Source organism: Roseomonas aeriglobus, assembly GCA_016937575.1.
Taxonomy (GTDB): Bacteria; Pseudomonadota; Alphaproteobacteria; order Sphingomonadales; family Sphingomonadaceae; genus Sphingomonas; species Sphingomonas aerigloba.
On the sequence record JAFHKN010000002.1, the window covers coordinates 396,410 to 422,423 of the forward strand.

24 protein-coding genes and 1 riboswitch are annotated in these 26,014 nt (G+C 66.7%); of the genes, 14 read left to right on the forward strand and 10 right to left on the reverse strand.

The window, feature by feature from the left end:
* Positions 1 to 110: 110 nt before the first annotated feature.
* Together JW805_02270 and JW805_02275 are read right to left on the reverse strand one after the other, a co-directional pair.
* Positions 111 to 494 (reverse strand): VOC family protein, encoded by a 384-nt coding sequence (locus JW805_02270; GenBank protein ID MBN2970843.1) that lies wholly within the window; start codon positions 492 to 494, stop codon positions 111 to 113.
* A 142-nt stretch (positions 495 to 636) separates the two neighbouring features.
* Entirely contained in the window at positions 637 to 1,749 is a 1,113-nt protein-coding gene (locus JW805_02275) for an S-(hydroxymethyl)glutathione dehydrogenase/class III alcohol dehydrogenase (GenBank protein ID MBN2970844.1), read from the reverse strand.
* 82 nt (positions 1,750 to 1,831) lie between these two features.
* On the opposite strand from JW805_02275, the gene JW805_02280 reads away from it, so the two are divergent.
* Complete coding sequence (locus tag JW805_02280; GenBank protein MBN2970845.1) at positions 1,832 to 2,623, forward strand: tryptophan 2,3-dioxygenase; 792 nt, start codon at positions 1,832 to 1,834, stop codon at positions 2,621 to 2,623.
* A gap of 127 nt (positions 2,624 to 2,750) precedes the next feature.
* Here the strand turns inward: JW805_02280 and JW805_02285 are convergent, their stop codons facing one another.
* The 3 genes from JW805_02285 to JW805_02295 form a co-directional block, all read right to left on the reverse strand.
* The gene (locus tag JW805_02285; GenBank protein MBN2970846.1) at positions 2,751 to 4,058 is read right to left on the reverse strand and encodes an Nramp family divalent metal transporter; all 1,308 of its coding nucleotides are present in this window, start codon (positions 4,056 to 4,058) and stop codon (positions 2,751 to 2,753) included.
* 120 nt (positions 4,059 to 4,178) lie between these two features.
* Positions 4,179 to 5,198, reverse strand: a complete 1,020-nt coding sequence (locus tag JW805_02290) for a ferritin-like domain-containing protein (protein MBN2970847.1) — start codon at positions 5,196 to 5,198, stop codon at positions 4,179 to 4,181.
* 14 nt (positions 5,199 to 5,212) lie between these two features.
* Positions 5,213 to 6,193, reverse strand: coding sequence for a ferritin-like domain-containing protein (locus JW805_02295; protein MBN2970848.1), 981 nt, complete (start codon positions 6,191 to 6,193; stop codon positions 5,213 to 5,215).
* 261 nt (positions 6,194 to 6,454) lie between these two features.
* On the opposite strand from JW805_02295, the gene JW805_02300 reads away from it, so the two are divergent.
* A complete protein-coding gene (locus JW805_02300) occupies positions 6,455 to 7,108 on the forward strand; it encodes a Crp/Fnr family transcriptional regulator (GenBank protein MBN2970849.1) in 654 nt (217 codons plus the stop codon).
* Positions 7,109 to 7,199: 91 nt separating this feature from the next.
* On the opposite strand, the gene JW805_02305 is transcribed toward JW805_02300, so the two are convergent.
* From JW805_02305 to JW805_02315, 3 genes are read right to left on the reverse strand one after another with little or no spacing between them, the layout of a single operon-like run.
* The gene (locus tag JW805_02305; protein MBN2970850.1) at positions 7,200 to 7,892 is read right to left on the reverse strand and encodes an anti-sigma factor; all 693 of its coding nucleotides are present in this window, start codon (positions 7,890 to 7,892) and stop codon (positions 7,200 to 7,202) included.
* Positions 7,885 to 8,439: a sigma-70 family RNA polymerase sigma factor gene (locus JW805_02310; GenBank protein MBN2970851.1), complete on the reverse strand. Its 555-nt coding sequence runs from the start codon at positions 8,437 to 8,439 to the stop codon at positions 7,885 to 7,887. The genes JW805_02305 and JW805_02310 overlap by 8 nt, the downstream gene beginning before the upstream one ends.
* Positions 8,417 to 11,830 carry a PD40 domain-containing protein gene (locus JW805_02315; GenBank protein MBN2970852.1) on the reverse strand — a complete coding sequence of 1,138 codons (3,414 nt, stop codon included), beginning with the start codon at positions 11,828 to 11,830 and terminating at the stop codon, positions 8,417 to 8,419. The genes JW805_02310 and JW805_02315 overlap by 23 nt, the downstream gene beginning before the upstream one ends.
* 300 nt (positions 11,831 to 12,130) lie before the next feature.
* Between JW805_02315 and JW805_02320 the strand changes: the two genes are divergently transcribed.
* On the forward strand, positions 12,131 to 12,577 hold the full coding sequence (locus tag JW805_02320; GenBank protein MBN2970853.1) for a MarR family transcriptional regulator: 447 nt from the start codon (positions 12,131 to 12,133) through the stop codon (positions 12,575 to 12,577).
* Positions 12,578 to 12,860: 283 nt separating this feature from the next.
* Here JW805_02320 and JW805_02325 read toward each other — a convergent pair whose 3' ends face one another.
* Positions 12,861 to 13,583 (reverse strand): hypothetical protein, encoded by a 723-nt coding sequence (locus tag JW805_02325; protein MBN2970854.1) that lies wholly within the window; start codon positions 13,581 to 13,583, stop codon positions 12,861 to 12,863.
* Positions 13,584 to 13,678: 95 nt separating this feature from the next.
* On the opposite strand from JW805_02325, the gene JW805_02330 reads away from it, so the two are divergent.
* The 10 genes from JW805_02330 to JW805_02375 all read left to right on the forward strand — a co-directional run bounded on the left by JW805_02330 (position 13,679) and on the right by JW805_02375 (position 24,288).
* Positions 13,679 to 14,494, forward strand: coding sequence for an ABC transporter permease (locus JW805_02330; protein MBN2970855.1), 816 nt, complete (start codon positions 13,679 to 13,681; stop codon positions 14,492 to 14,494).
* Between the two features lie 89 nt (positions 14,495 to 14,583).
* Positions 14,584 to 15,105, forward strand: a complete 522-nt coding sequence (locus tag JW805_02335) for a hypothetical protein (protein MBN2970856.1) — start codon at positions 14,584 to 14,586, stop codon at positions 15,103 to 15,105.
* Between the two features lie 98 nt (positions 15,106 to 15,203).
* Positions 15,204 to 16,382, forward strand: a complete 1,179-nt coding sequence (locus tag JW805_02340) for an aspartate aminotransferase family protein (GenBank protein MBN2970857.1) — start codon at positions 15,204 to 15,206, stop codon at positions 16,380 to 16,382.
* 159 nt (positions 16,383 to 16,541) lie between these two features.
* Complete coding sequence (argF, locus tag JW805_02345) at positions 16,542 to 17,480, forward strand: ornithine carbamoyltransferase (GenBank protein MBN2970858.1); 939 nt, start codon at positions 16,542 to 16,544, stop codon at positions 17,478 to 17,480.
* A gap of 161 nt (positions 17,481 to 17,641) precedes the next feature.
* Positions 17,642 to 18,556, forward strand: a complete 915-nt coding sequence (locus tag JW805_02350; GenBank protein ID MBN2970859.1) for an Hsp33 family molecular chaperone HslO — start codon at positions 17,642 to 17,644, stop codon at positions 18,554 to 18,556.
* A gap of 65 nt (positions 18,557 to 18,621) precedes the next feature.
* Positions 18,622 to 18,759: riboswitch (glycine riboswitch) on the forward strand.
* 162 nt (positions 18,760 to 18,921) lie between these two features.
* The gene (gene gcvT, locus JW805_02355; GenBank protein MBN2970860.1) at positions 18,922 to 20,088 is read left to right on the forward strand and encodes a glycine cleavage system aminomethyltransferase GcvT; all 1,167 of its coding nucleotides are present in this window, start codon (positions 18,922 to 18,924) and stop codon (positions 20,086 to 20,088) included.
* A complete protein-coding gene (gene gcvH / locus JW805_02360) occupies positions 20,085 to 20,456 on the forward strand; it encodes a glycine cleavage system protein GcvH (protein MBN2970861.1) in 372 nt (123 codons plus the stop codon). The genes gcvT and gcvH overlap by 4 nt, the downstream gene beginning before the upstream one ends.
* 160 nt (positions 20,457 to 20,616) lie before the next feature.
* Positions 20,617 to 21,975 carry an aminomethyl-transferring glycine dehydrogenase subunit GcvPA gene (gene gcvPA, locus JW805_02365; GenBank protein MBN2970862.1) on the forward strand — a complete coding sequence of 453 codons (1,359 nt, stop codon included), beginning with the start codon at positions 20,617 to 20,619 and terminating at the stop codon, positions 21,973 to 21,975.
* A 32-nt stretch (positions 21,976 to 22,007) separates the two neighbouring features.
* On the forward strand, positions 22,008 to 23,570 hold the full coding sequence (gcvPB, locus tag JW805_02370; protein MBN2970863.1) for an aminomethyl-transferring glycine dehydrogenase subunit GcvPB: 1,563 nt from the start codon (positions 22,008 to 22,010) through the stop codon (positions 23,568 to 23,570).
* 190 nt (positions 23,571 to 23,760) lie between these two features.
* Positions 23,761 to 24,288: a DUF1453 family protein gene (locus JW805_02375; protein ID MBN2970864.1), complete on the forward strand. Its 528-nt coding sequence runs from the start codon at positions 23,761 to 23,763 to the stop codon at positions 24,286 to 24,288.
* A 46-nt stretch (positions 24,289 to 24,334) separates the two neighbouring features.
* Here JW805_02375 and JW805_02380 read toward each other — a convergent pair whose 3' ends face one another.
* Positions 24,335 to 25,120, reverse strand: a complete 786-nt coding sequence (locus JW805_02380; GenBank protein ID MBN2970865.1) for a DMT family transporter — start codon at positions 25,118 to 25,120, stop codon at positions 24,335 to 24,337.
* 306 nt (positions 25,121 to 25,426) lie between these two features.
* Here JW805_02380 and JW805_02385 point away from each other — a divergent pair, with 306 nt between their 5' ends.
* Positions 25,427 to 26,002, forward strand: coding sequence for a hypothetical protein (locus JW805_02385; GenBank protein MBN2970866.1), 576 nt, complete (start codon positions 25,427 to 25,429; stop codon positions 26,000 to 26,002).
* Positions 26,003 to 26,014 lie beyond the last annotated feature (12 nt).

Here is a 26,014-nt window from a genome sequence, read left to right on the forward strand (position 1 = left end):
GCTGCGCTTGTCGAAGCGCCGTTCTCCGATACGCGCATATCGTTCGCGCAGTACGGTGCTTCTACAGGCTCAGCACGAAGGGGTAGGAGAAGCGAACGCGTGAGTGGCCTTTACTCGACGATGCGGTGCAGCGCGCAGACCTTGTTGCCGGCGGGGTCGCGCAGATAGGCGAGGTAGAGTTTGCCGAAGCCGCCGTCGCGGATGCCGGGTGCGTCCTCGATCGCGGTACCGCCGTTGGCGATGCCGGCGGCATGCCACGCGTCGGCTTGCTCGGGCGATGCGGCGGCGAAGCCGATCGTGCCGCCGTTGGCGTGACAGGCGGGCTGACCGTCGATCGGCTTGCCCAGCAGGAAGCTTGCGCCGCCGTGGGCGTAGAACACGCGGCCCTTTGGATCGACGCGGCCGGGCTTGGCTCCGAGCGCGCCGAGGGTCGCGTCGTAAAAGGCCTTCGACGCGTCGATGTCATTCGCGCCGAGCATGACGTGGGTGAACATTGATGGTCCTCTCCTGTTATAAACTTCGTCATTCCCGCGAGGGCGGGAATGGATTCTGGCTGACCTAGCGGTTCTTTTCGAGACGTCAGCCAGAATTGGCCCCCCGCCTTCGCGGGGGGTGACGGTTGGATTCGGCCGGCTGTCAGTACACCACCACCGACCGAATGCTTTCGCCCGCATGCATCAGGTCGAACCCCTTGTTGATCTCGTCCAGGCTCAGCACGTGCGTGATCATCGGGTCGATCGCAATTCGACCGTTCATGTACCAATCGACGATCTTCGGTACGTCGGTGCGCCCCTTCGCGCCACCGAAGGCGGTGCCGCGCCAGTTACGCCCCGTGACCAATTGGAACGGGCGCGTCGCGATTTCCTTGCCCGCCTCCGCCACACCGATGACGATGCTGGTACCCCAGCCGCGGTGACAGCATTCCAGTGCGGTGCGCATGACTTCGGTGTTGCCGGTGCAATCGAAAGTGTAGTCGGCGCCCCCATCGGTCAGCGCGGCAACCGCGGCGATCATGTCCTCGCGGCTCTTGCCCCGGGCGTCGATGAAGTCGGTCATGCCGAACTGGCGGCCCCAGCTTTCGCGTGTCGGATTCAGGTCGACGCCGACGATCCGGCCCGCCCCCACCATCCGCGCGCCCTGGATGACGTTGAGGCCGATGCCGCCCAGCCCGAAGACGACGACGGTGTCGCCTGCCTGCACCTTCGCGGTATTGGTCACCGCGCCGACGCCGGTGGTTACGCCGCAACCGATGTAGCAGCTCGTCTGGAACGGCGCGTCCTCGCGGATCCTGGCGACCGCGATTTCGGGCAGGACGGTGAAGTTCGAGAAGGTCGAGCAGCCCATATAGTGAAAGATCGGCTGGCCCTTGTAGCTGAAGCGCGTCGTGCCGTCTGGCATCAGCCCCTTGCCCTGGGTCGCGCGGATCGCGGTGCACAGGTTGGTCTTGCCGCTGAGGCACGACTTACACTGGCGGCATTCGGGGGTGTAGAGCGGAATGACGTGGTCGCCGGGCACCACACTTGTCACGCCCGCACCCACCTCGCGCACGATGCCGGCGCCTTCGTGGCCGAGAATGCTCGGGAAGATGCCTTCCGAATCCAGGCCGTCGAGCGTGTAAGCATCGGTATGGCAGATGCCGGTCGCCATGATCTCGACCAGCACTTCGCCGGCTTTGGGACCTTCGAGGTCGAGCTCGACGATCTCCAGGGGCTTTTTCGCTTCGAACGCGACGGCGGCGCGGGTCTTCATGGTCAGTCTCCGGTGGTTGCCGGACGGTTAGAGGAAGGGACGGGGCTTCGACAAGCTATGCGGGATCGGAGTAGGGGAGTGTATGGCCAATTCGATCACCTATCGCAGCTACCTGCGCCTGCCCGAACTGCTCGACCTGCAATCGCCCCTGAGCGACGCGCATGACGAACTGCTGTTCATCGCGATCCACCAGTCGAGCGAGATCTGGCTGAAGCTTTGCCTGCATGAACTGCGCGCTGCCCGCGACGCGCTGATCGCCGACGATCTGAACCCCGCGTTCAAGATGATGAGCCGCGTCGCGCGTATCCAGGCGCAGCTGATCCAGTCGTGGGAAGTGCTCGCGACGATGACGCCGGCGGATTACACCGCGATGCGCGGCAAGCTCGGCACGTCGAGCGGCTTCCAGTCGGACCAGTACCGCCACATCGAATTCCTGCTAGGCAACAAGAAGCCTGAGATGGTCGCGGTCCATGCCGGCGAGCCCGACGTCGCGGCGGCGCTCGCCGAGGAGCTTGGACGGCCAAGCCTGTACGACGAGGCGCTCCGGCTGCTGGCGCGGCGTGGGTTCGACGTGCCGGCCGACCGGCTGGAGCGCGACTGGACCCGACCCTATGTCGCTTCGCCTGCGGTCGAGAAGGCCTGGGCCGCGGTCTATGCCGATGCGAACACGCATTGGGACATGTACGAGCTGGCCGAGAAGCTGGTCGATCTGGAATATCACGTCCAGCTGTGGCGCTTCGGGCATCTGAAGACGGTGGAGCGGGTGATCGGGTTCAAGACCGGCACCGGCGGGACGGCGGGGGTAGGGTACCTCGCCAAGGTATTGGAACAGGGGTTTTTCCCCGAGCTGTTGAGCGTGCGCACGGCGCTCTGAACATACTCCACCACCGTCATCCCCGCGAAGGCGGGGATCAATAATCGCTGAACGTCGTGAGATTCGCGAAGGCCAGCCAGACTTTATCCCCGCCTTTGCGGGGATGACGGTTAGTGGGGGCGGGGGGTCACCCCGTGAACACGTTCCACAACAGCGTCACGTTCAGCGCGATCACCACCGCGCAGATCGCCCATGCCGCATATTTCAGCCAGCCGCGGTTGGCATGCGGGCCCATTCGCGACGCGTCCGACGTGAACTGCACCAGCGGTACCATGGCGAAGGGCAGTTGCAGACTGAGCACGACCTGGCTGAGTACCAGCAGCCGCGCCGTGCCGCTTTCGCCGTAGAGGCTGGCGACGATCGCCGCGGGCACGATCGCCAGCAGCCGCGTGATCATCCGCCGCAGCCACATCGGCAAACGGATGTTGAGGAAGCCCTCCATCACGATCTGCCCGGCAAGCGTCCCCGTCACGGTCGAGTTCTGACCCGACGCCAGCAGCGCGACGGCGAACAACGTGCTCGCGACGCCGACGCCGAGCATGGGGGAAAGGAGCTGATAGGCGTCCTGGATTTCCGCGACGTCGGTGCGGCCCGCCGAATGGAAGGTCGCCGCCGCGAGGATCAGGATCGACGCATTGATGAACAGCGCCAGAAACAGCGCGACCGACGAATCGATCGTCGCCATCTTCAGTGCCTCGCGCTTGCCTTCTGCCGAGCGGTCGAACGCGCGGGTCTGGACGATCGAGGAATGAAGATAGAGATTGTGCGGCATCACGGTCGCGCCGAGGATGCCGATCGCGACATAGAGCATCGCCGGGTTGGTGACGATCTCCGCGCGCGGGATCAGCCCGTCGAGGATACCGGCGATCGAGGGCTGGGCGAAGATCAGTTGCGCGGCGAAACACCCGGCGATGATCGCGAGGAGCGCGATGACGAACGCCTCCAGCTTGCGAAAGCCGAAACGCTGGAGCCCGAGGATCAGCAGCACGTCGACCGCGGTGATGACGATGCCGGTCACCAGGGGCAGCCCGAAGAGCAGGTTGAGCGCGATCGCCGTACCGATGACCTCGGCCAGGTCGCAGGCGATGATGGCTAGCTCGCACAGCGCCCACAGCGTCAGATTGACGGGACGCGAATAGCTGGCCCGGCAAGCCTGGGCGAGATCCAGACCGCCGACGATGCCGAGCTTTGCCGACAATGCCTGGAGCACCATCGCCATGATGTTGCTGAGCAGGATGACCGAAAGGAGCGTGTAGCCGAACGCCGACCCGCCGGCGATGTCGGTCGCCCAGTTGCCCGGGTCCATATAACCGACCGCAACCAGATAGCCCGGACCCATGAAGGCACCCAGCCGGCGCAGGAACGGCAAACCGAGCGCATGCGTCGGCACGGTGCGGTGCACCTCCGCCAGGCTGGGCGTTGGACCGTCGTTCATCTCGCTGGCGAGTGGCGGTGGCGCCATTCTGCCTGTCTCCCCCCGAACTTCGCCCGACGTGATAGGGGCGGCTTGCTCGATGAGCAAACCGCCCCTGTCATCGCGGGTTCCCTAAGCGGATCAGGCGCTTGCAGCGCTGGTCCGGAGCGTACCGTTGACGCCGTTGGGGAAGAAGCCGCCGCCGTTCACCGCAGCCGAGTTCAGATAGACCACGTTCAGCACCTGCCCCGGCGTGCGGGTGAAGGTGATACCGCTGCTATCGGTCGGTACGATGTTCGACGCGGTGACGCCGTTCGACGTCCGCGGGCTGATGCCCTGGTCGAGATCGGTCGCACCGTCGAGCCGGTCGCGTGCATCCGAAATCGCATCGGCGCTGGTGATCAGCGACGCGGTCGACAGCCCCTTGCGATAGAGCACGGTGCGGATCAGGCCAGCGTGATAGGATTCGGCCGCGTGGATGCCGGCCGCAGCTTCCACCACTGCGGGCGTCGTCAGGAACCGGATGCCGCCCTTGTAGGCGGTCGGCCCGACGTCCTCGAACAGATAGGCCGCAAGCAGGAAATTCTCGTCGCTGGCATACGGGTTGAAGCTCGCGCTCGCCCCGCTGATCAGCCCGGCAGCGCGCGCCGCCGCGGAGAAGGCGCCGGAGGCGTTGGCGCTGATGTCGATCGCCGGCATGGCGACCCGCGCGCTCGCACCCAGCGCAGTGCGCAGGAAGGCGACGTGCGCGATTTCGTCCCGCGCGATTTCCCGAGCGTAGGCCGCGACCAGCGGGTCGGTAAAGGTGACTCGCTGGCCACCGGTCACCGTCCCTTGCGTGCCGGTGCCCGTCAGCAGCCCGGCGTCGAGCCCGACGCCGAAGGCCGCGAAGCTGTAGAATTGCGCCTCGAGATATTCGAGGTTCAGCGCGAAGTTCAGAACGTCTGCCTCGCTCGGCGCCGCTGTGGTCGGCGTGGGCGTCGGGGTCGGCGAGGGGGCGGGGGCCGGCAGTCCCGGCGTCGTTTCTTCCTTACAGGCGGCAAGCAGGCTGGCGCCGGCGCCGACGGCGGCGATGCCACCGGCCGCACGCAGGAAGCTGCGACGTTCCTCGCGACGCTTTTCGCAGGCGGCGAGGAGGACGGATGCGTGGTTCTGTTCCATGACTCGGATCCTCCTCAGTTCGACGCGCTGGCGCGGATGGTGCCGTTGACGCCTGCGGGGAAGAACCCGCCGAGCGTGACCGACGCGCGGTTGAGATAGACGATGTTCAGCACCTGTGCCGGCGTACGGCTGAACGTGATGCCATTGCTGTCGGTCGGCACGATATTGGCGTTGCTGGCGCCGGTGGCGTCGGCGACGGGGCGCACGCCCTGGTCGAGGTCCGTCGTCCCATCCAGGCTGTCGCGCGCATTGGAGATCGCCTCCGTCGCGTCGATCAGCGAGGTCGCGGTCACGCCCTTGGCATAGAGCGTCGTGCGGACCATCGCCGAATGATAGGCCTCTGCGGCCAGGATGCCGGCTGCGGCCTCCAGGAACGTCTTGTTGTTGATCAGCGCGCTGGCCGCACCCTTGTAGGCGGTAACGCCGACGTCTTCGAAGATGAAGGCGCCCAGCAGGAAGCTGTTGTCGTCGGCATATGGGTTGAACGTCGCACCTGCGCCGATCAGCCCGGCAGCCCGCGCAGCGTTCGAAAAGGCGCTGGTGGGCGTCGCCGAAATGTCGATCGCCGGTTGCGCGACGGCCGAACTGCTGAGCGCGCCGCGCAGGAATTCCACGTGCGCCCGCTCGTCATCGGCAATTTCCCGCGCATAGGCGCGTACCGCGGGGTCGGTGAACGCTGCGGCGCCGGCATTGGTCGCGATGACCGCGCCCGGCGTTCCCGTGCCCCCCAGGATCGAGCTCGGCAGGCCGAAGCCGTAGGACGCGTAATAATAGAATTGCGCCTCGAGATATTCCAGATTGAGCGCGAAGTTCAGCACGTCGGCCTCGGACGGGGCCGTCTGCGCCTGGAGGGCGGTAAAGCCGCCGCCGACCGCGATCGCGGTTCCGCCGGCGAACATCGCCGCGCCGCCTACCGTCTTGAAGAAATCGCGGCGTTCCTCACGCCGCTTCGCCCGCGCCTCCAGCGCGTCGACTACGTTCACTGCTTCGGGCATCGGGTCTCTCCCTGGGGATATCTCGGTTCGATATCCCGTCGGGAACCGGCCGCGACGCCACGATGTTCCTGATTCTAAATTGATCGGTCCGATGCCGGACAATGTGCATCCAAAATGCCTTTTTCCAACGAATGTTAATCCGAGGACATAAGGTTGATGCGCGCCGCTGTGCTGAACTTGGAAATGCAGTCGCAATCGCAATCGCAGGTTTTGCGACATAATCGTTTGCTGGGATCGTTAGCCGGCGAAGATTTGGCGCGGTTGCGCCCACATCTGCGCGGCGTCGAACTGGCGGCGGGGCAATGCGTGTCGTCGCTGTCGAACGGCCATGCCGTCGCCTGCTTTCCGCTGTCGATGGTCGCGTCGATCGCGCAGGTCATGCCCGACGGCGCGCGCTTCGAGGTCGGGCTGGTCGGGTCCGAAGGCGTGCTCGGCTGGCCGTCGCTCCTGAGCTTCGTGCCTGAACCGCAGGCGGCGCAGGTCCAGCTGGGCGGCGGCAGCGCGCTGGCGATCCCGACCGACGCATTGATCGCGGCGTGCAATGCCAGTCCGACGCTGCATGGCACGCTGCTGCGCTTCATCGACAGCTTCACCGTGCAGATGAGCCATACGGTCGTCGCGAACCTGCGCGACGGGATCGAGCAGAGGCTGGCTCGCTGGCTGCTGATGCTCCACGACCGCATCGACGGCGATGCGATGGCGATCACTCATGGCGAACTGGCGTCGGCGCTCCATGTCCGCCGCGCGAGCATTACCGATGCGCTCCATGTGCTGGAAGGCGAGCGGATGCTGCGCTGCACCCGCGGACAAATCGTCATGCGCGACCGCGCCGGGCTGACCGCGGTCGCCGGCAATTGCTACGGTCCTGCCGAGACCCGGTACCGGGCGCTGGTCGGGGAGTTCGGAAAGGCGTAGCGTTTCGTGCTCCCGCGAAGGCGGGAGCCAGCGCTGACGGCGATATCGCCTGGAACCCGCGCGACTCCCGCCATTACGAGAGCGCGGCGGCTTACACCGTCATCAGCTTCGTTTTCGCCACGACATCGCCCGAGGGGGTCGCATGCGGGCGCGGCGATTGGGGCTCCATCGTCACCGCGATCGTCATCCCGTCCGACAGCAGTGCCCGGATGGCCGGGGCGGCGGTGTGGGCACTCGCGCCGTTCAGGCGGACGATGCCCAGCGAATGTGGCACCCCGTCACTGCCGATCGCCCAGAGTTCGGGGACGTGCGCGCCCTCCGGCATGTTGGTCGTCCGCACGCGCAATTCGCCGCTTACGGGGTCATATTGCGCGGTAAGCAGCGGGTTGCCGTCGGCATCGACCATCTGCGCCAGCATCGCTTGCGCCGGCGGGGCCGGGGCGGGGGCCGGCGCCGGGACCGGACGCAGGACGAGCAGCGCGGCAAGCCCCGCGGCGATCGCGCTCGACACCCAGGTCGCGGCACGCCAGCGGGCGAGCTTGGCGCGCAGGAGCGACGCGCCATCGACCAGCCGTTCGATGCCACCCCATGCGCCCGCCGGCGCCGCGACGGGTGCGATGCCGTCGAGCAGGGGCGCCATGCGCAGCCGCCACGCCTCGACCGCGTCGGCGAATGCGGGTTCCGCCACCGTTCGGCGCAGCGCTGCCGCGCGATCCTCGCCGGTCAGCAGGCCCAGGGCCAGTTCGGCGGCCTGCAGATCGGTATCGTCATCCAGCTCAGCCATCGTCGAGGCACCTCTTGAGCGCTTTCAGCGCGCGGCGGATCCGGCTCTTCATCGTGCCCAGCGGCACGGCCGCCTGCTGCGCCAGGTCGTCGTAACTATATCCGTCGAAGAATGCCGCCAGGATGAACCGCCGCGGATCGTCGTCGAGCGTGTCGAGGCAATCGGCAAGAGCTGCCTGCCCCGCCGCCGCGGTCACCGGGTCTGGTTCCGACCGCGCTTCCTCGCGCACGGCCGTCACGCGCGCATCGGCGCGGCCCGCGGTCCGCGCGCCGTCGATCGCGGTGCCGCGCGCGATCAGGCACAGCCAGGTGATCGCGCTGGCCCGCGTCGGATCGAAGCGGCCGGCGCGGCGCCACAGCTTGACGTAGGTCTCCTGCAACGCATCCTCGGCCGCCTCGCGGTCGGGCGAAAAGCGCAGGCAGACGGCGAACAGCTTGGCCGAGGTCGCGTCGTACACGCGGCGCAACGCGGAGCGATCGCCCGCGGCGACACGGGCGATCTCCTCGTTCAGCCGGGCGTTGGCCTCAGTGACCATCACCGTCGCCATGTCCCGTCGCCGCCGACGGTGTCGAGGAACCGGCGCGATTGCCCGCTTCCCACCAATAGGGCAGGCGCTTGGCGGTGCCGGTCACGACTTCGTTCATCGTCATCGCGTCGTACAGCCGGCCGCCCAGCATGACCTGCGCGATCTTGTCGGAATTACGGATGTCCTGGGTCGGATCGGCGGTCAGCACGACCAGATCGGCGAGCTTGCCGACCTCCAGGCTGCCGATATCCTTCGCCATGCCGAGCGACTGAGCGGGCGCGATGGTGCCTGCGCGAAGCGCCTCCAGCGGTGTCATGCCGCCGCGCACGAAGCTCCACAGCTCGAAATGCGATCCGATGCCGGCCTGTTGGCCATGCGCCCCGATCGACACCTTCACCCCGCGTTTGGCGAGCTTGTTGGCTTCACGCGCATTGTCGTCGTCGACGAAATCCTCCTCCGGCGCCTTGGTCACCCGAACCAGCTTCGCGGTCAGACGGTCAGGCGGCGAGTGACGCAGCAGCGGCTGTTTCCAGACATCGATCGCCTGGTCCCAATAGGGCTCGCCCGCCAGGCCGCCGTAGCTGACGACAAGCGTCGGCGTGTAGTTGGTCGTCGCCTGGCTGAAGAAGCTCAGTACGTCTTCGTAGAAGATGTCGAGCGGGATATTGTGCTCCAGCGTCGAATTGCCGTCGGCGATGATCGTCATGTCCATGCCGAACAACGACCCACCCTCGGCGACCACCAGCATATTCTCGCGGCGTGACGCTTCGACCACCTGCTGGCGCTGGTCGCGGCGCGGCTGGTTGTAGTTCTTGACCGAATGACCGCCCTGCGACTTCAGGCGGCGGACGTGGTTCAGCGCATCGTCCAGGCTGTCGATCTGCGCATAGATACCCGCGGCCTTCGCGCCGTAAACGATTTCGCCGGTCGAGAAGATGCGTGGGGCGAGCAGGGTGCCCGCCTGCTGGCGTTCGGAGGCGGTGAAGATCTCGCTCGCCTGGCTCGAGGGATCATGGATGGTCGTCGTGCCCATCGCGAGGTTCTGGATCGCGGACCAGTTCTGCTGTGGCACGACCTCGTCATCGCCCTGCGGACCATGGGCGTGCGCATCGACAAGGCCGGGGATGATCGTCTTGCCCGCGACATCGATGGTCTTCGCGCCCGCCGGGATCGGCGTCGAGGCGCGCGGGCCGATCGCGGCGATGCGATCGCCCGACACGACGATCACGCCGTCGTCGATGATCCCGCCGGCGTCGTTGGACATCGTCACGATCCGTGCGCCGGTCAGCGCATAGGTACCCGTCGGCTTGGCGGCGGTGACGGGCATAGACAGCGATACGCCGGTCGTCGGTGGCACGAATTTGGGCGATGCATCGTCGGCCGGCGCGGTGTTGAACAGCGCGGGCGTCGCGGCGGTGTAGAGCGTCGGGCCGAGCGACCAGTAGAGCTTCGATCCGTCGGTCGACCAATGGATATATTCTGCCCCCCCGGCGCTGGCACGCGTGACCGGCAGCGCCTTGGCATCCATGTCAGCCGGAGAATCCTGCACGCCCGGCATCAGCGGGGTGACGAAGGCGGCGTAATTCTGTCGGAAGGCGAGGTAATCGCCGGTCGGCGAGACGCTATAGTCCGTGGCGAGTTCGCCCGAGGCGTGGACGCGCTTCGCGTTGCCCGTCAGGTCGGTGGAGACAAGCTGCTGCTTGCCGGCCGAGCGACCGATCATGAACACGCGGTCGTTCTCGGCGCCGAATTGCGGCGCGGCCATGCCCTTGGCGATCCGCACCGGTGCGCCGCCGGTCGTCGCGACGCGGTACACACCGGGGTTCTCCGACCATTCGGGCGAGGTGACGCTGCCGCCTTCGCCCTTTTCGAATACGATGGTCTTGCCGTCGGGTGAGAATTTCGGCCGGGCGTAGTGGCCCGGCTGGGTGGTTACGTCGCGCGACGCGCCGCCGCTTGCGGCAACGGTACGGATGCGGCCCAAGCCGGCGTCGGTCCAGCCGACGAAGGCGATCGTCCGCCCGTCGCGCGACCAGGTCGGGAACAGCTCCAGGTCGGCGGCATTGCCGCTCGTCAGGCGCTTCGCAGTGCCGCCCGCCGTCGGCTTGGTCCATAATTTGCCCAAGGTCTCGAACACGACCGTCCGCCCATCGGGCGACACGGCGGCGAAGCGCGGCATCTTCGTTTCGAAGGTCGCGGGCGCGACCGGGATCTGCGGATGCGGCGCGGCGATGACGCCGCGGCTGTCGTTCACGCGGAACGGGATCACCGCGGCGCCCGTGCCGTCTGCGTTGATCCGGCGAATCTTGCCGCCCGCCCAGAACACCACCGACCTGCTATCGGGCGTCCACGCCATGTTCGGATAGACCCCGGTCACGGCCCAGGTTTCCTGCACGTCCTGATCGAGCGCGTCGTAGATCTTGCGCTCGGCGCCGGACTCCAGGTCCTTCACGTACAGCTTCGACCGGGTCCGCTCGCGGCGGACAAAAGCGATCTGTTTGCCGTCGGGCGAAGGCGTCGGCCGCACCGACCCACCGGCGCCCGACACTGCGGTCGAGACTTCGCCGGTCGCGATCTCATAGCGTTCGATATTGAACAGGTCGGTGTTCGAATTCTGGGCATATTCGAAGATCGGACCCGGCGTGATGTTGCGGGTGTAATAGATCGACTTGCCATCGGGGGCGTAGATCGGCTCGCCCAGTTCCTTCTGAAGCTGTTCGTTGGCGCGCTTGACCAGCTGCACGCCGCTGCCGCCCGATACGTGGTACAGCCACACTTCGCCGGTGCCGAGCGAGCGGCCCGTCGTGAAATGCTTCTTGGCGACGATATATTTGCCGTCCGGGCTCCAGGTCGGCTGGTTGGTCAGGCGGAAGGTTTCCTTCGTTACCTGGCGCTTGTCGCTGCCATCGAAGTTCATCACCCAGATATTGTCGCCACCGCCGCGGTCGGAGGTGAAGGCGATGCGTCGCCCGTCGGGCGAGAAGCGCGGGTGGACCTCCCACGCCAACCCTTCCGCGATCCGCGTCGGCGTTCCGCCCGTGATCGGCATGGTGTAGATGTCGCCTAGCAGCGTGAAGGCGATCGTGCGGCCGTCGGGTGACACGTCGATGTCCATCCAGCTGCCTTCGTCCACGGTGATCGGCACCTGGCGGATGGTTGCGCCGGGGGGATTGTTGACGTCCCACTTGGCAGGCTTGGCCGGCGCCGCCGGCTGGGCCGGCTGCGCTTGGGCGGTCACCGGCGTCGGCTGGGCCACGGGCAGGGGCGTCGGGGTCGGCAGCGGATCGCGCGCCTTGTCCTCGGGCGCCTTGGTCTGTTCGACCGGCTTGTTCTGTGGCGACGGCGCGACCTGCGCGGAAATCGCTCCGGCAGCGAACAGGGTGGCGAGAACGGTCGCGACGCTATGCTTCATTTGGATCAGCCCCTTTTTCGCGGCAGCTTAGGGGGCGTCTTGCGACATCGCAATCGGCGGGCGCGAGCCCGGGCGATCCCAACGGCCCGTTTCCGTGGACCGCGAAAAAAATCTGTCGCGCGCCGGGAGGATTTGCGCGCGCCGCGTCGTCATTGGTTTCGACGGAAAACGATTTGCAGGCTCATCGTCTGCCGCGGGCACGTCAAGAACCATCACGTCGGGAGGTGAGTGCCTTTTTGATAGCTTGCTATCGAAAATTACGCTACGCTTCCGACCCGGCCACAAGCAACGACCTGGACCATGACCGAGACCGACGACACCGCCGACACGCTGCCGCTCGAATTCATTCGCGAATGCATCCTGCTCGGCCGCCGCTGGCGCGCCCGCGTCGACGAACAGCTCAAGGACCATGGCCTGACAGCGGCGCGGCTGACCGTGCTCTACTGGGTCAACGAGCTCCCCGCCGGCACCAGTCAGCGCGAACTCGCCGACATCGTCGGTATCGAAGGGCCGACGCTGGTTCGTCAGCTTCACGCGCTGGAGGCGCAGGGGTTGCTCGAGCGCGTACCGATGACCAGCGATCGCCGCGCGAAGGGCATTCGTCTGACACCGGAAGGGTTGAAGAAACTGGAAGGGGTCACGCGCTATTCGCTCGAGATGAGCCGCGAATATTTTCCCAAGCTGGAACGCCGTCGCCTGCCGAGCGCGATCCGTCTGGCGAAGCAGGCGCGCGAAGCGATCCCCTGAGGGTGGGCGACGCCCCGTTCCCGGGGTGTCGGGGTGACCGTTAAAGTTCCGCAAAGCCCGCGCATCGCCAACACGGAACGCTGCGCTTCCCGTCAAGCGACGGTTACGGTTTCACTGTCCCCCAGTCTCTGCCGGGGCGCGGGTAAAGATGCTCGCCACTGCTCCGCACAAACCGGCATGGAAAGCCGGTCACCCGTGATCCACGTGTCCCAAACGTAGCCGCGGGACACGTGGCGCGGTCCGTGACCGGGCGCGTTGCGGACGAACGGATCGGCGCGTCGGCTTAGCGAACGCGCGGGCCGCCATAGGGAAGCGGGGGCGGCGGGCGCCGGTCGCGGCGGGGCATCTGCGCCTGATAGGCGTGACCGCAATGTTCCACGCAATAGGGGAAGCCGGGGTTCACCTTTTCGCCGCAGAAATGGAAGTCCGGCTCGCCCGGATGGCCGAGCGGCCATTTACAGATCCGGTCGTTCAGATCGAGCAGGCTCGTCTTGCCCGCAATCGCTTCGCTCGGCTTGGCCGGCACCAGACGGCGCGGCGGCGCGGGCGCGATGGGCGGGGCCTGCTCGCCGGGGTTCTGGCGTACGAAGCCGCCCGGTCCGACCGAGCGGAGAACCGGAACATCTGCGGCTGGGCGTGGCGTGGCGGGCGATGCGGCCGCAGCGAGCGGCAGATCGTCGTCCTCTTCCTCGTCCGTATCATCGTTCAGGTCGAACGGGGCCTCCGGCTCGGGCTCCGGCTCGGGCGTCGGCGCGGGTTTGGGCGCGGGCGGCGGCGGCGGCGCTACGGCAGCAACCGGTGCCGCCTTCGGTTCGGCCTTCGCCTTGACCTCGGCCGGGTCGTTCGGCTTCACCGGCGACGGGCGCGACTGAAGCCCCAGGCGGTGCGCCTTGCCGATAACGGCGTTGCGGCTGACGCCGCCCAGCGCTTCCGCGATCTGGCTGGCGGTCTGGCCGCCCTCCCACATCGTCTTCAGCGTCTCGATCCGCTCGTCGGTCCAGCTCATGCTATTACGTCCATACTCTGCTTGCGGGGGCGGCCCTGCTCGATTACGCGCCATGCGCGATGACCGACCAGCCTTCGTCCCTCGCCCAAAACGGGATGCCAGCCCCCGGCGTCCCGACGATTCGCAACGTCAATTGGGGCGGCTTGAAGACCCTCTATGTGAAGGAGGTGCGCCGTTTCTTCAAGGTGCAGCTCCAGACGATCTGGGCGCCGGCCATGTCGCAGCTGCTGCTGATGGTGGTTTTCACGACAGCCCTGGGTGGTCGCGGGTCGGTCCCGATCGGCGGCGCGAGCGTGCCGTTCGCCGCCTTCATCGCGCCGGGCCTGATCGTCATGGGCATGCTGAACAACGCCTTCGCCAATTCCAGCTTCTCGCTGCTGGTCGGCAAGATCCAGGGAACGATCGTCGATTATCTGATGCCGCCGCTGTCCACCGCGGAGCTGCTGGCGGCGCTGGTCGGGGGGGCTGTGACGCGGGCGTTCTGCGTCGGCTTCACCGTATGGCTGGCGATGCTGCTGTTCCTTGGCTCGGCCGCGATACCCGCCAACCCGCTGGTCGCGATCCTGTTCGGCCTGCTCGGCTCGGCCCTGCTCGCATTCCTGGGTGTGCTGACGTCGATCTGGGGCGAAAAGTTCGACCATGCCGCGGCGGTCACCAACTTCGTGATCGCGCCGCTGACGCTGTTGTCGGGCACCTTCTATTCGGTCGACCGCCTGGCCCCCGCCTTCCAGGCGGTGAGCCACGCCAATCCGTTCTTCTACGTCATCTCGGGCTTCCGCTACGGTTTTCTGGGCGTGAGCGATGGGTTTCTGTCGGTCTGGGCCGGGGCGGGGATCGTGCTTGCGCTCGACGTCGTGCTGGGCTTGGCGTGCTATATGCTGCTGAAGAGCGGTTGGAAGCTCAAGAACTAGATCTCATCGTTTGGGGGGGGCAGATGATTGGACGTGATGCGTCGCTGCAAACGCTTCAGCGGCATTTTCTGGCGACGAGCACGGTTTCGATGCCTATCGCCGGAACGCTCTATTGGTCGGTCGTTGCCGTGCTGAGCTTCATCCTGCCGCTCGGCCAGCTCGCCTATGTCGTGCTGTTCGGCAGCGGGATGATCTTTCCCCTGGCAACCTTGATCGATCGCGCGCGCGGACGGCGTATCACGGCGGCGGGAACCGCCAACCCCGTGATGGTCTTGTTCCTGCGATCGCTGGTCCTGATCGTCCTGATGTGGCCCCTCGTGATCTTCGCCGCCCGCGCGGCCCATGATCCGCTGGTCATCATTCTGGGCGGCGCGATCCTGATGGCGCTCGTCTGGATACCCTATGGATGGGCGGCGAACGATCCGGTCGGAATGGAGCATGCCATCGGACGATCGGTCGCCAGTTACGTCGCCTATGCGTTGGTGCCGGCACCCTGGACGGCCTCTGCGATCGCGGGCGTCGTGATCCTGGCCTATGCCTATTCGTTCGTCCGGATGCGCCGGCCGGACGCACGGGATCTGGCGCTGACGACGCCTGCGGCTGTTGGTTGACGGCTTTGGCCGACTCTCGATAAAAGCGCGCTCCGGCGGCCCAGCACGGGCCGCCGTTTTGCTTTTGAAGGAGTCGTACAGTGGCCATCACCCCCCTCATGCCCGTCTATCCCCGGTGCGGGGTACGGCCGGTGCGAGGCGAGGGCGTGTACCTGTACGGCGAGCGAGGGGAGCAGTATCTCGACTTCGCGGCCGGCATCGCGGTCAATGCGCTGGGCCACGGCCACCCGCATCTGACGAAGGCGATCGCGGAGCAGGCCGCGACGCTGATGCATGTGTCGAACCTGTACGGCAGCCCGCAGGGCGAGGCGCTGGCGCAGCGGATCGTCGACAACACCTTCGCCGACACGGTGTTCTTCACCAATTCGGGCGCCGAGGCGATCGAATGCGCGATCAAGACCGCGCGTCGTTACCACTTTGTCGGCGACCAGCCGCAGCGCACGAAGATCATCACCTTCCACAACGCCTTTCACGGGCGGACGATGGGGGCGATCTCGGCGACCAACCAGGACAAGATGCGCAACGGCTTCGAACCGCTGCTGCCGGGCTTTGCGTACGCGCCGTTCAACGATCTGGACGCGGCACTCGCGCTGATCGACGATCAGACCGCGGGCTTCATGGTCGAAACGGTGCAGGGCGAAGGCGGCATGACCGCGGGCACGCCGGAGTTCATCCAGGGCCTGCGCAAGGCCTGCGACGAGCATGGCCTGCTGCTGATCCTCGACGAAATCCAGTGCGGCTACGGCCGGACCGGCAAGTTCTTCGCGCATGAACATTACGGCATCACGCCCGATATCATGACGGTGGCGAAGGGCATCGGCGGCGGCTTCCCGCTCGGCGCGTGCCTGGCCACCGAGGAGGCCGCACGCGGCATGGTCATCGGCACGCACGGATCGACCTATGGCGGCAATCCGCTCGCCATGGCGGCGGGGCAGGCGATCCTCGACGTGATGCTGGAGCCGGGCTTCTTCGATCATGTCGCGGCGATGGGCGACCGCCTGCGCGCGGCGTTCGAGCAGCTGATCCCGAACCATGACGAGCTGTTCGAGGAAATCCGGGGCAAGGGCCTGATGCTCGGCATCAAGATGAAGGAGCCGGCGGTCGCCCGCGACTTCGTGGCGCACTTGCGCGACAATCACGGGCTGCTGACGGTCGCGGCGGGCGAGAACGTCTTTCGCGTCCTGCCGCCGCTGGTGATCGACGAAAGCCACATCGCGGAATGCGTCGAACGGCTGAGCGCCGGTGCGCGCAGCTTCGCGTTGCCGATGGATGATTGACGTGTCGTATTCCTCCCCGAGGCTGTCTCGGGGAGGGGGACTGCGACCGCAGGTCGTGGTGGAGGGGCAGGCTGGGATCTCGGAGGGGCGCGAATGCCCCTCCGCCATCGCTGACGCGATGGTCCCCCTCCCCGAGACAAGCTCGGGGAGGATTTGAAGATGCGCCATTTCCGTGACCTGTCCGATGCCGGCGCCGACGGCATCGCCGCGATCCTCGACGACGCGCTGGAGCGCAAGCGCGCCCGTGCCCACCTACCCAAGGGGGCGCCCGATGCCGACGCGCCGCTTGCCGGGCACACCCTGGCGATGGTGTTCGAGAAGTCCTCGACCCGCACCCGCGTTTCGTTCGACATGGCGATGCGCCAGCTGGGCGGATCGGCGCTGATCCTCGACAGCGGCACCAGCCAGTTGGGGCGCGGCGAAACGGTGGCCGACACCGCGCGCGTCCTGTCGGGCTTCTGCGACGCGATCATGGTCCGCACCGACGACCATGCGAAGCTCGACGAGATGGCCGAATATGCGAGCGTCCCGGTCATCAACGGCCTCACCGACGCCTCGCACCCCTGCCAGATCGTCGCCGACCTGCTGGCGGTGGTCGAGGAGGGGAAGTCGCTGCCCGGCCTCAAATGGGCGTGGCTGGGCGACGGCAACAACGTGCTGCACTCGATCATCGAGGCGGCGGGGCTGTTCAAGTTCAGCGTGATGGCCGGTTGCCCCGACGGTTATGACCCCGATCCGCGCTGGGCGGCGGCGGCGAACGCGGCGCTGGAGGGTACCAATGCGCGCGTCGACATCGACCGCGATCCGCACCGTGTGATCGCCGGGGCCGACGTCGTCGTCACCGACACCTGGATCTCGATGGGTCAGGCGCATGCCGAGGAAAAGCTGGCAGCGATGATGCCGTATCAGGTGACCGAGGCGCTGATGGCCGAGGCCGACCCCCAGGCAATCTTCCTCCACTGTCTGCCCGCGCACCGCGAGGAGGAAGTGGTGACGGCAGTGATCGACGGCCCGCAGTCGCGCATCTGGCGCGAGGCGGAAAACCGGCTGCATGCGCAGAAGTCGATCATCCGATGGTGTTTCGGGCAGATCGGGTGAGTTGAACGGATCGTTCGCGATCCCATCTTCACGGCTCGCCACACATACCGTTCGCCCTGAGCCTGTCGAAGGGCTGCCTTTTTCTTCGTGCCGCGGTCCAAGCGTTGCCGAAGAAGGACAGGGCTTCGACAAGCTCAGCCCGAACGGGTTAGGGAATTGCCATGACCGACCAGCCCAAACTTCCCGACGTCGACCGCGTGGTCGGTTTCACCATTCCCGGCCGCCATGCGCGCGGGCGGATCGTGCGGGTGGGGCCGGTGCTCGATACCATCCTGGCCGCGCATGCCTATCCGCCGCCGATCGAGGCGCTGCTGGCCGAGGCGCTGACGCTGACCGCCTTGCTCGGCAGCCTGCTGAAGGACGCCGCGGGCCAGCTGACGCTTCAGGCGCAGACGACCGGCGGCATCGTGTCGCTGCTGGTGTGCGATTATCGAAGCGGCGAGCTGCGCGGCTATGTTCAGTTCGACGCCGACCGGCTGGCCGAGATCGGTGGGAGCCCATCGCTCTTTGCGCTGTTCGGTACCGGGCATCTCGCCGTCACCTTCGACCAGGCGACGACCGGTGAGCGCTATCAGGGCATCGTGCCTCTCGACGGCAATTCGCTGGCCGAGGCAGCCGAGAGCTATTTCTTCCAGTCCGAGCAGATCCCGAGCCTGATCCGCTTGGGTACGCTGCACACCGCCGACGGCCAGTGCCGGGCGGGCGGGCTGTTTCTGCAGCATCTGCCGGAAGGCGAGGATGGCCGCGAGCGGTTGCACGTGCGGCTCGACCATCCCGAATGGGAGCATGTTGCGGCACTCGGCAACACGATGGGCGCGGACGAGCTGGCCGACGGAATGATTCCGTTGGAAACGCTTGTCTGGCGGCTGTTCAACGAGGAGGATGAGGTCCGCATCCTCGCGGCGACCGACCTGGTCAAGGGATGCCGCTGCGACGTGACCTATATTTCCGAGGTGCTCGCCAAGTTCGCGCCGGAGGATCGGGCGGAGATGGCTGACGAGAACGGCGTCATCTCGGTCGATTGTGCGTTCTGCGCGACGAAGTTTCCGGTCAAGCTGGACGATATTGCAGCGTGAGCAATTGACTCTGGGCAGGTGGCTCGCCAAGGCTCGTCCTCGTCGAGGGCCGGGCTAACCGGCTCGCGGTACGCGCGGGAGAGAACAGGTTTGCCTCTCAAATCGTAGCCGGCTCTGCCGGCGGTTCGATTTGAGAAACAAGCACGTCGCCGAAGGAGCAACCGCCCCGGAATCTCTCAGGCACCAGGGACCGCGCGTGGCCCGACACTCTGGAAAGCGCGTCCGGAAACGGGCGCCACCGAAGGGGTAAGCCGCGCGGCCACGCGCTGCGAAAGCTCTCAGGTTTCCGTGACAGAGGGGGCGATGGACCTGGCTGCGGCGTGTGGCGGGTTCGTCGTGACTCTTTTGCGCACGAGGCCCGTCCGATGAGCGAGACCGTAGTTACTCCGCCCGACTCCGCGCTCGATACCACCGAGCTTCCGCCCGAAACGCTGACCCTGCCGCTCGACGCCTGGCACCGTGCCAAGGGCGGCCGGATGGTCGAGTTCGCCGGCTATTGGATGCCCGTCCAGTACGAAGGCATCATGGCCGAGCATCTGTGGGTTCGGACAAGTGCCGGCCTGTTCGATGTCAGCCACATGGGGCAGTTGATGGTGTCGGGCGAGGGTGCGACCGCCGCACTCGAAGCGCTGATGCCGGGCGACTTCGCCGCGCTGAAGGATGGGCGCATCCGGTATTCGCTGTTGCTCGACGAGAATGGCGGAATCCTCGATGACCTGATGGTTACGCGACTGGGTCGGCAAGAATTCTACGTCGTCGTCAACGGCGCGACCAAGTGGGACGACATCGGCCATATGCGCGAGCATCTGGCCGACGACATCGTGCTCAACCACCTCGACGAACAGGCGCTGCTGGCGCTGCAGGGGCCGAAGGCGGTCGACGCGCTGGCGCGGGTCGTGGGCGGCGTCGAAGCGCTGGGCTTCATGCAGGGCGGGTCGTTCGACTGGCAGGGCGTGACGCTGGGCATCAGCCGTTCGGGCTACACGGGCGAGGACGGGTTCGAGATTTCGGTCCCCGGCACCCATGCCGTCGCGCTCGCCGATGCGCTGACCGCGCAGGAAGAGGTCAAGCCGATCGGGCTGGGCGCGCGCGACTCGCTCCGGCTGGAGGCGGGCCTGCCGCTCTACGGCCATGATCTCGATCCCGATACGACGCCGGTGATGGCCGACCTGGGCTTCGCGCTGTCGAAACGCCGCCGCGAGGAGGGCGGCTTCCCCGGCCACGCCCGCATCATGGCCGAGCGCGATGGCGCTGCTACAGCCAAGCGCGTCGGCCTGATCGTCGATGGCCGCCAGCCGGTCCGCGAAGGGGCGACTGTGGTCGACGCCGACGGTAACGACATCGGCAAGGTCACCTCGGGCGGCTTCGCGCCATCCGTCGGCGCGCCGATCGCCATGGCCTATGTTCCGCCGGTGCTCGCCGAAGCCGGCACCAAGATCACGCTTGTCCAGCGCGGCAAGCAGCACACGGCGACGGTCACGCCGATGCCGTTCGTCCCCCACCGTTATGTCCGCCAGGGAGCGTCCAAATGAGCCGGTATTTCACGCAAGACCATGAATGGATCGACGTCGACGGCCAGGTCGGCACGGTCGGCATCACCGACTATGCGCAAGGGCAGCTGGGCGACATCGTGTTCGTCGAAGTGCCCGACGAAGGGCGCCAGCTGGCCAAGGGCGACGACGCCGCGGTTGTCGAAAGCGTCAAGGCCGCGTCGGACGTCTACGCCCCCGTCGGCGGCACCGTGCTGGAGGGTAACCCCGCGCTCGCGGACCAGCCGGATCTGGTCAACACCGATCCGGAGGGCGAAGGCTGGTTCTTCAAGGTCACGCTGGCCGACGACGGCGAGCTCGAGGGCCTGATGGACGAAGACGCGTACAAGGCGTTCGTCGCAAAGCTTTGACCTAGGCAAAGCCCCTCCCCGTCGGGTCCCACGAAAGTAGTACTTTCGTGGGTGCCCTGCCAGGGCAGGGGTTGGGGTGGGGCCTGTCCGCAGGCACCGGTCTCCGTGAGACCTCCCACCCGTTGCCCCTCCCCTGAAGGGGAGGGGTTGGGAGTTGTAAATGCGCTACCTACCCCTGACTTCCGACGACCGGCAGGCGATGCTGGCCACGATCGGCGCCGAGACCATCGACGACCTCTTCGCCGACGTGCCCGAGGCCGCGCGCCTCAGCGGCCCGATCGAGGGGCTGCCGAACCATGCGAGCGAACTCGCGGTCGAGCGCCACATGGCGCGGCTCGCCAAGCAGAACACCGTCGCCGGCGATGTGCCCTTCTTCCTTGGGTGCGGTGCGTACCGCCACCACGTCCCGGCATCGGTCGACCATCTGATCCAGCGCGGCGAGTACCTGACCGCCTACACGCCCTATCAGCCGGAAATCGCGCAGGGCACGCTGCAGATGCTCTTCGAGTTCCAGACGCAGGTCGCGCGCCTGCTCGGGACCGACGTGGCGAACGCATCGATGTACGACGGATCGACCGCGTGTTGGGAAGCGGTGACGATGGCGCGCCGCGTCACGCGCAAGGCCAAGGCGATCCTGTCGGGCGGCCTGCATCCGCATTATGTCTCGGTCGCCAAGACCATGGCGAAGTACACCGGCGACGTGCTGGAAACTTCGCTGCCGACGCTGGGCGCGGACACCGACATCGATGCGCTGATTGCGGGCATCGACGACGATACCAGCTGCGTGGTCGTCCAGTATCCGGACATCCTCGGCCGTATCGCCGACCTGAAACCGCTGGCCGATGCGTGCCATGCCAAGAAGGCGTTGCTGATCGCGGTGGTGACCGAGCCGGTCGCGCTGGGCGCGATCAAGAGCCCGGGCGAAATGGACGCCGACATCGTCGTCGGCGAAGGGCAGTCGCTGGGCGTCGGCCTCCAGTTCGGCGGGCCGTTCGTCGGCCTGTTCGGCTGCAAGCAAAAATACGTCCGCCAGATGCCGGGGCGCCTGTGCGGCGAGACGGTCGATGCCGATGGGAAGCGCGGTTTCGTGCTGACCCTGTCGACCCGCGAACAGCATATCCGTCGCGAGAAGGCGACGTCGAACATCTGCACCAACTCCGGTCTGTGCGCGCTGGCGTTTTCGATCCACATGACGCTGCTGGGCGAAGCGGGGCTGCGTCGCCTGGCCGCGCTGAACCACGCCGGCGCGTGCCGGGCCGCGGATCGGCTGGCGAAGGTGCCGGGCGTCGAGCTGGTCACGCCGACTTTCTTCAACGAATTCACGCTGAAGCTGTCGAAGGAAGCGCGGCCGATCGTCCGTGCGCTGGCCGACCGCGGCATCCTGGCCGGCGTGTCGCTCGGCCGGCTGTATCCGGGGCAGGACGACCTCGCGAATGGCCTGGTCGTCGCGGTGACCGAAACGACGACCGCGGAAGACGTCGAAACCCTTGCAACCGCACTTCAGGAGGTGCTGGCATGAGCGCGATCAACCAGAGCGGCTGGCGTCCGGAGATGGGCGGCGGGAGCGGCGAGGGCGCGCCTGCGACCTTCACCGGCAATCGCGCGCTGATGCTGGAGGAGCCGACGATCTTCGAGATCGGATCGACCGACACCACCGGCGTCGACTTCGCTGACGGTGACGTGGCGGGGTCGCGCCTCGGCGACCTGACGCGCAAGAGCGCGATCGGCCTGCCCGGCCTGTCGGAGCCAGAGACGGTCCGCCACTATACGCGCCTCAGCCGGCAGAATTACGCGATCGATCTGGGCCTCTTCCCGCTCGGCTCGTGCACGATGAAGCACAACCCGCGGCTGAACGAACGTGTCGCGCGCATGCCGGGCTTCGCCGACGTCCACCCGCTGCAGCCGGTCGACACCGTGCAGGGCGCGCTGGGCGTCATCAACGAACTCGCGACGTGGCTGATCAAGCTGACCGGCATGCACGGCGTGGCGATGAGCCCGAAGGCCGGCGCGCACGGCGAACTGTGCGGCATCCTGTGCATCAAGGCCGCGCTCGAAGCGCGTGGCGAGGGGCATCGCAAGGTTATCCTGGTGCCCGAATCGGCGCACGGTACCAACCCCGCGACCGCGGCCTTCGCCGGTTTCGCGGTCGAGGACATTCCCGCCACCCCGGACGGCCGCGTCGACACCGCGGCGCTTAAAGGCCGCCTCGGACCGGATGTCGCCGCGGTAATGATCACCAACCCGAACACCTGCGGGTTGTTCGAGCGGGACCTGAAGGAGATCAGCGACGCCGTCCACGCCGCGGGCGGCTACGTCTATTGCGACGGCGCGAATTTCAACGCGATCGTCGGCCGGGTGCGTCCGGGCGACCTGGGCGTCGATGCGATGCACATCAACCTGCACAAGACCTTCTCGACCCCGCACGGCGGCGGCGGGCCGGGCTCGGGGCCGGTGGTGCTGTCGGAAGCGCTGTCGCCCTATGGCCCGCTGCCCTACACCGCGCGGACCGAGGATGGTTACGTCCACCTGATCGAGGAAGAGCGCGCCGAGGAATTCTCAGATGAGCATTTCGGCGGCAAGCTCGACAGCTTCGGCCGCATGGTCGCCTTCCACGGCCAGATGGGCATGTTCACCCGCGCGCTGACGTACATCCTCAGCCACGGGGCGGATGGTCTGAAGCAGGTCGCCGAGGACGCAGTGCTGAACGCCAACTACGTCCTGCGCTCGCTGGAGGGCACGCTGGATGCGCCGTTCGCGCAGAGCGGGCCGTGCATGCACGAAGCGATCTTCTCCGATGCCGGGCTGCCGCAGGGCTTCTCGACGCTCGACATCGCCAAGGGGCTGATCGACGAGGGCTATCACCCCATGACGGTCTACTTCCCGCTGGTCGTCCACGGCGCGATGCTGGTCGAGCCGACCGAGACCGAATCGAAGGCGGCGCTCGACCAGTTCATCGGCGCGCTGCGGTCGGTGGCGGAACGCGCCAAGGCGGGCGATGCGGCGCTGAAGAGCGCGCCGCACTTCGCGCCCCGGCGGCGGCTCGACGAGACGCTGGCGGCGCGCAAGCCGGTGCTGGTGTGGAAGGATGCGCCTGTCGCCGAGGCGGCGGAGTAACCGCCCGAACCCAACCCGTTCGTGTTGAGCTTGTCGAAGCCGTATTTCGAACCGCAAGGGGTCGCGGGCGTATCGCAGAACGGCCCTTCGGCCAGCGTCCCATTCAAAGTGATACTTTGATGGGTGCCCGCCAAGCTCAGGGCGAACGGGAGGGGGGTGACTACTTTCCTCGGACGGGTAAGGTCGGGCCATGCAACCCACCGGCCCGAACATCTGGATCAGCTACGGCATCACCGCGATCGCTATCGCCATCGTGCTGGCGATCCGGTGGAAGCGGATGAGCAAGGTCCGCCCCCTCAAGCTCGAACACCTCTGGATCTTCCCCGCGCTCTACGCGGCGCTCGCGACGTACATGTACGTCACGCATCCGCCGCAGGGCTGGGCCTGGGCGTTCTGCGTCGTGGCGCTGCTGCTGGGCGCGGCGCTGGGGTGGCAGCGCGGCAAGTTCATGCGGATCACAGTCGATCCGGCCACGCACACGCTCAACCAGTCGTCGAGCCCCGCCGCGATCCTGTTCATCGTCGCGTTGATCCTGGCGCGCAACGCTGGCCGCGCCGCACTGGCGAGCGGGACGGGCACCGCGATGCTCCACCTGAACGCGATCGCCGTCACCGATATGCTGATCGCGTTCGGGCTCGGCCTGTTCGCCGTCCAGCGGCTGGAAATGTACCTGCGTGGCCGCCGCCTGCTCGACGAGGCGCGGCGGCAGAGGAGCTGAACCCACTCGCGGCGATCACGATCCCTGTGCTGAATGCGTTCAGATCCTAGTCGCTGACGGCGGGCGCCGAGCGCGCGATGCCGCGGGCCAGCCGCTGCTCGCGCCAGACGATGTACAGCCCCGACGCGACGATCAGAGGCGCGCCGATCCAGGTCCACGCAGCGGGCAACACGCCGAACAGCGCCCAGCCGTACAGCGTCGCCCAGACGAGGCCGGAATAGTCCATCGGTACCACCACCGAAACGGGCGCGAGCGTGATCGCCGTCGTCATCGTCAACTGCCCGATCGCGCCGACCAGCCCGATGCACACCAGCATCGCCCAGGCGCCCGCATCATGCGTGCCGAGCGTCCAGAGGAAAGCCGGAAACAGCGGCACCATCGACAGCACCGCGAAATAGAAGACGATCGTGGCCGGCGGCTCGCTCGCGCCCATCCGACGGATCAGGATCGACACGGTGGCGCTGAGCGATGCGGCAAGCAGCCCGGTCGCCGCCCCCTGCCACGGAATATGCCCGCTGCCCGGCTGGGCCACGATCAGCACCCCGACGAAGCCGAGCACGACCGCGCTCCAGCGATGGATGCCGGTCTTCTCGCGCAGGAACAGCGCGCCCAGGATCGTTGCGAAGATCGGTACGGTGAATTGCAGCGTCGTCGCCTCTGCCAGCGGCAACAACAGCAACGTGCCGAACATGAAGGTCATGCTCGACAGCCCGACCGCACAGCGTACCGCATGCGCCGACAGCCGGCCGGTACGCAGCGACGCCAAACCCGGTCCCAGCGCAACCCAGGCGACGACCACCGGGATCGACCCCGCCTGACGAAAGAACAGCAATTCGACCAGCCCGGCCCCCGCGTTTCGGCGAGCTTGATCAGCGCCCCCATGGTCGCAAACGCCACGACGGACGCAAGGCGATAGCCGATGGCCGGCAGGATGCGGTCGGTGGCGGACATGGGGGGGCCTTACGCCAAGGCTGACGCTGTGGCGACCGCTGCAAGACTGCAAATCATCGAAACATCAGATCGGCCTCATGACGCGCGTCTCAGAGGGATTGAAACGGGGGCGGCTCCATGGAGATCCGCGATGCCTTCCACTCCCGATACGACCCATGTTCGCCGATGCCTGAGGTTCTTTGCCGGCGTGCTGGCCATCCCCTTAGTCGCCGGTTGCTTGAGCGTCTGGGCGTTCGCTTATCTTCTCCTTGGATTGTGGTTCATCGCGGTCAGCTACCTGATCCTGCTGGTGTTCGGTGGGGTCTTGTTCGGCGTGGACGGGTTTCGCGCAACCGCGGATCGTAAGGGAGGCGTCGAGCGCGTGTCCGTCGCGCTGATCGCGCCGGTGCTGACGGTCATGGTTGCGCTGTCGAGTTGGCCTGCATTTTCCGCCGGTGCGGATGTCGCGATGATGACGCGGGTGCTTGCCAACCGTGACCGCTACGCCGCCATCATCGCCGATGTGCAGCGCCGGCGGGCGACAAGCGACCCATCATGCTGCGCCCAATCGTTCGGTCAGATCATCGTGGTTGACGGCGGTACGCCGCTTCGCATCGCCTTTGCGCCTGATGGGCTCGGCGACAATTGGTCAGCCGCCGTCTACGACCCGACCGGCGCGCTTGCCCATACTAAAAGGGCTCGCAGTTTGAGGAAGGTCTTCGGCGGAGATCTCATCGGCTGCCGGCACCTGTTCGGTGATTATTATCGATGTACCTTCACCTGAGTTGGGGTGAGG

What these genes read in the sequence shown, in the direction of transcription:
- JW805_02270 (MBN2970843.1), bottom strand. Translation starts at nt 494, where the DNA reads ATGTTCACCCACGTCATGCTCGGCGCGAATGACATCGACGCGTCGAAG.
- JW805_02275 (MBN2970844.1), bottom strand. Translation starts at nt 1,749, where the DNA reads ATGAAGACCCGCGCCGCCGTCGCGTTCGAAGCGAAAAAGCCCCTGGAG.
- JW805_02280 (MBN2970845.1), top strand. Translation starts at nt 1,832, where the DNA reads ATGGCCAATTCGATCACCTATCGCAGCTACCTGCGCCTGCCCGAACTG.
- JW805_02285 (MBN2970846.1), bottom strand. Translation starts at nt 4,058, where the DNA reads ATGAACGACGGTCCAACGCCCAGCCTGGCGGAGGTGCACCGCACCGTG.
- JW805_02290 (MBN2970847.1), bottom strand. Translation starts at nt 5,198, where the DNA reads ATGGAACAGAACCACGCATCCGTCCTCCTCGCCGCCTGCGAAAAGCGT.
- JW805_02295 (MBN2970848.1), bottom strand. Translation starts at nt 6,193, where the DNA reads ATGCCCGAAGCAGTGAACGTAGTCGACGCGCTGGAGGCGCGGGCGAAG.
- JW805_02305 (MBN2970850.1), bottom strand. Translation starts at nt 7,892, where the DNA reads ATGGCTGAGCTGGATGACGATACCGATCTGCAGGCCGCCGAACTGGCC.
- JW805_02310 (MBN2970851.1), bottom strand. Translation starts at nt 8,439, where the DNA reads ATGGCGACGGTGATGGTCACTGAGGCCAACGCCCGGCTGAACGAGGAG.
- JW805_02315 (MBN2970852.1), bottom strand. Translation starts at nt 11,830, where the DNA reads ATGAAGCATAGCGTCGCGACCGTTCTCGCCACCCTGTTCGCTGCCGGA.
- JW805_02320 (MBN2970853.1), top strand. Translation starts at nt 12,131, where the DNA reads ATGACCGAGACCGACGACACCGCCGACACGCTGCCGCTCGAATTCATT.
- JW805_02325 (MBN2970854.1), bottom strand. Translation starts at nt 13,583, where the DNA reads ATGAGCTGGACCGACGAGCGGATCGAGACGCTGAAGACGATGTGGGAG.
- JW805_02330 (MBN2970855.1), top strand. Translation starts at nt 13,679, where the DNA reads ATGCCAGCCCCCGGCGTCCCGACGATTCGCAACGTCAATTGGGGCGGC.
- JW805_02335 (MBN2970856.1), top strand. Translation starts at nt 14,584, where the DNA reads ATGCCTATCGCCGGAACGCTCTATTGGTCGGTCGTTGCCGTGCTGAGC.
- JW805_02340 (MBN2970857.1), top strand. Translation starts at nt 15,204, where the DNA reads ATGCCCGTCTATCCCCGGTGCGGGGTACGGCCGGTGCGAGGCGAGGGC.
- argF (MBN2970858.1), top strand. Translation starts at nt 16,542, where the DNA reads ATGCGCCATTTCCGTGACCTGTCCGATGCCGGCGCCGACGGCATCGCC.
- JW805_02350 (MBN2970859.1), top strand. Translation starts at nt 17,642, where the DNA reads ATGACCGACCAGCCCAAACTTCCCGACGTCGACCGCGTGGTCGGTTTC.
- gcvT (MBN2970860.1), top strand. Translation starts at nt 18,922, where the DNA reads ATGAGCGAGACCGTAGTTACTCCGCCCGACTCCGCGCTCGATACCACC.
- gcvH (MBN2970861.1), top strand. Translation starts at nt 20,085, where the DNA reads ATGAGCCGGTATTTCACGCAAGACCATGAATGGATCGACGTCGACGGC.
- gcvPA (MBN2970862.1), top strand. Translation starts at nt 20,617, where the DNA reads ATGCGCTACCTACCCCTGACTTCCGACGACCGGCAGGCGATGCTGGCC.
- gcvPB (MBN2970863.1), top strand. Translation starts at nt 22,008, where the DNA reads ATGGGCGGCGGGAGCGGCGAGGGCGCGCCTGCGACCTTCACCGGCAAT.
- JW805_02375 (MBN2970864.1), top strand. Translation starts at nt 23,761, where the DNA reads ATGCAACCCACCGGCCCGAACATCTGGATCAGCTACGGCATCACCGCG.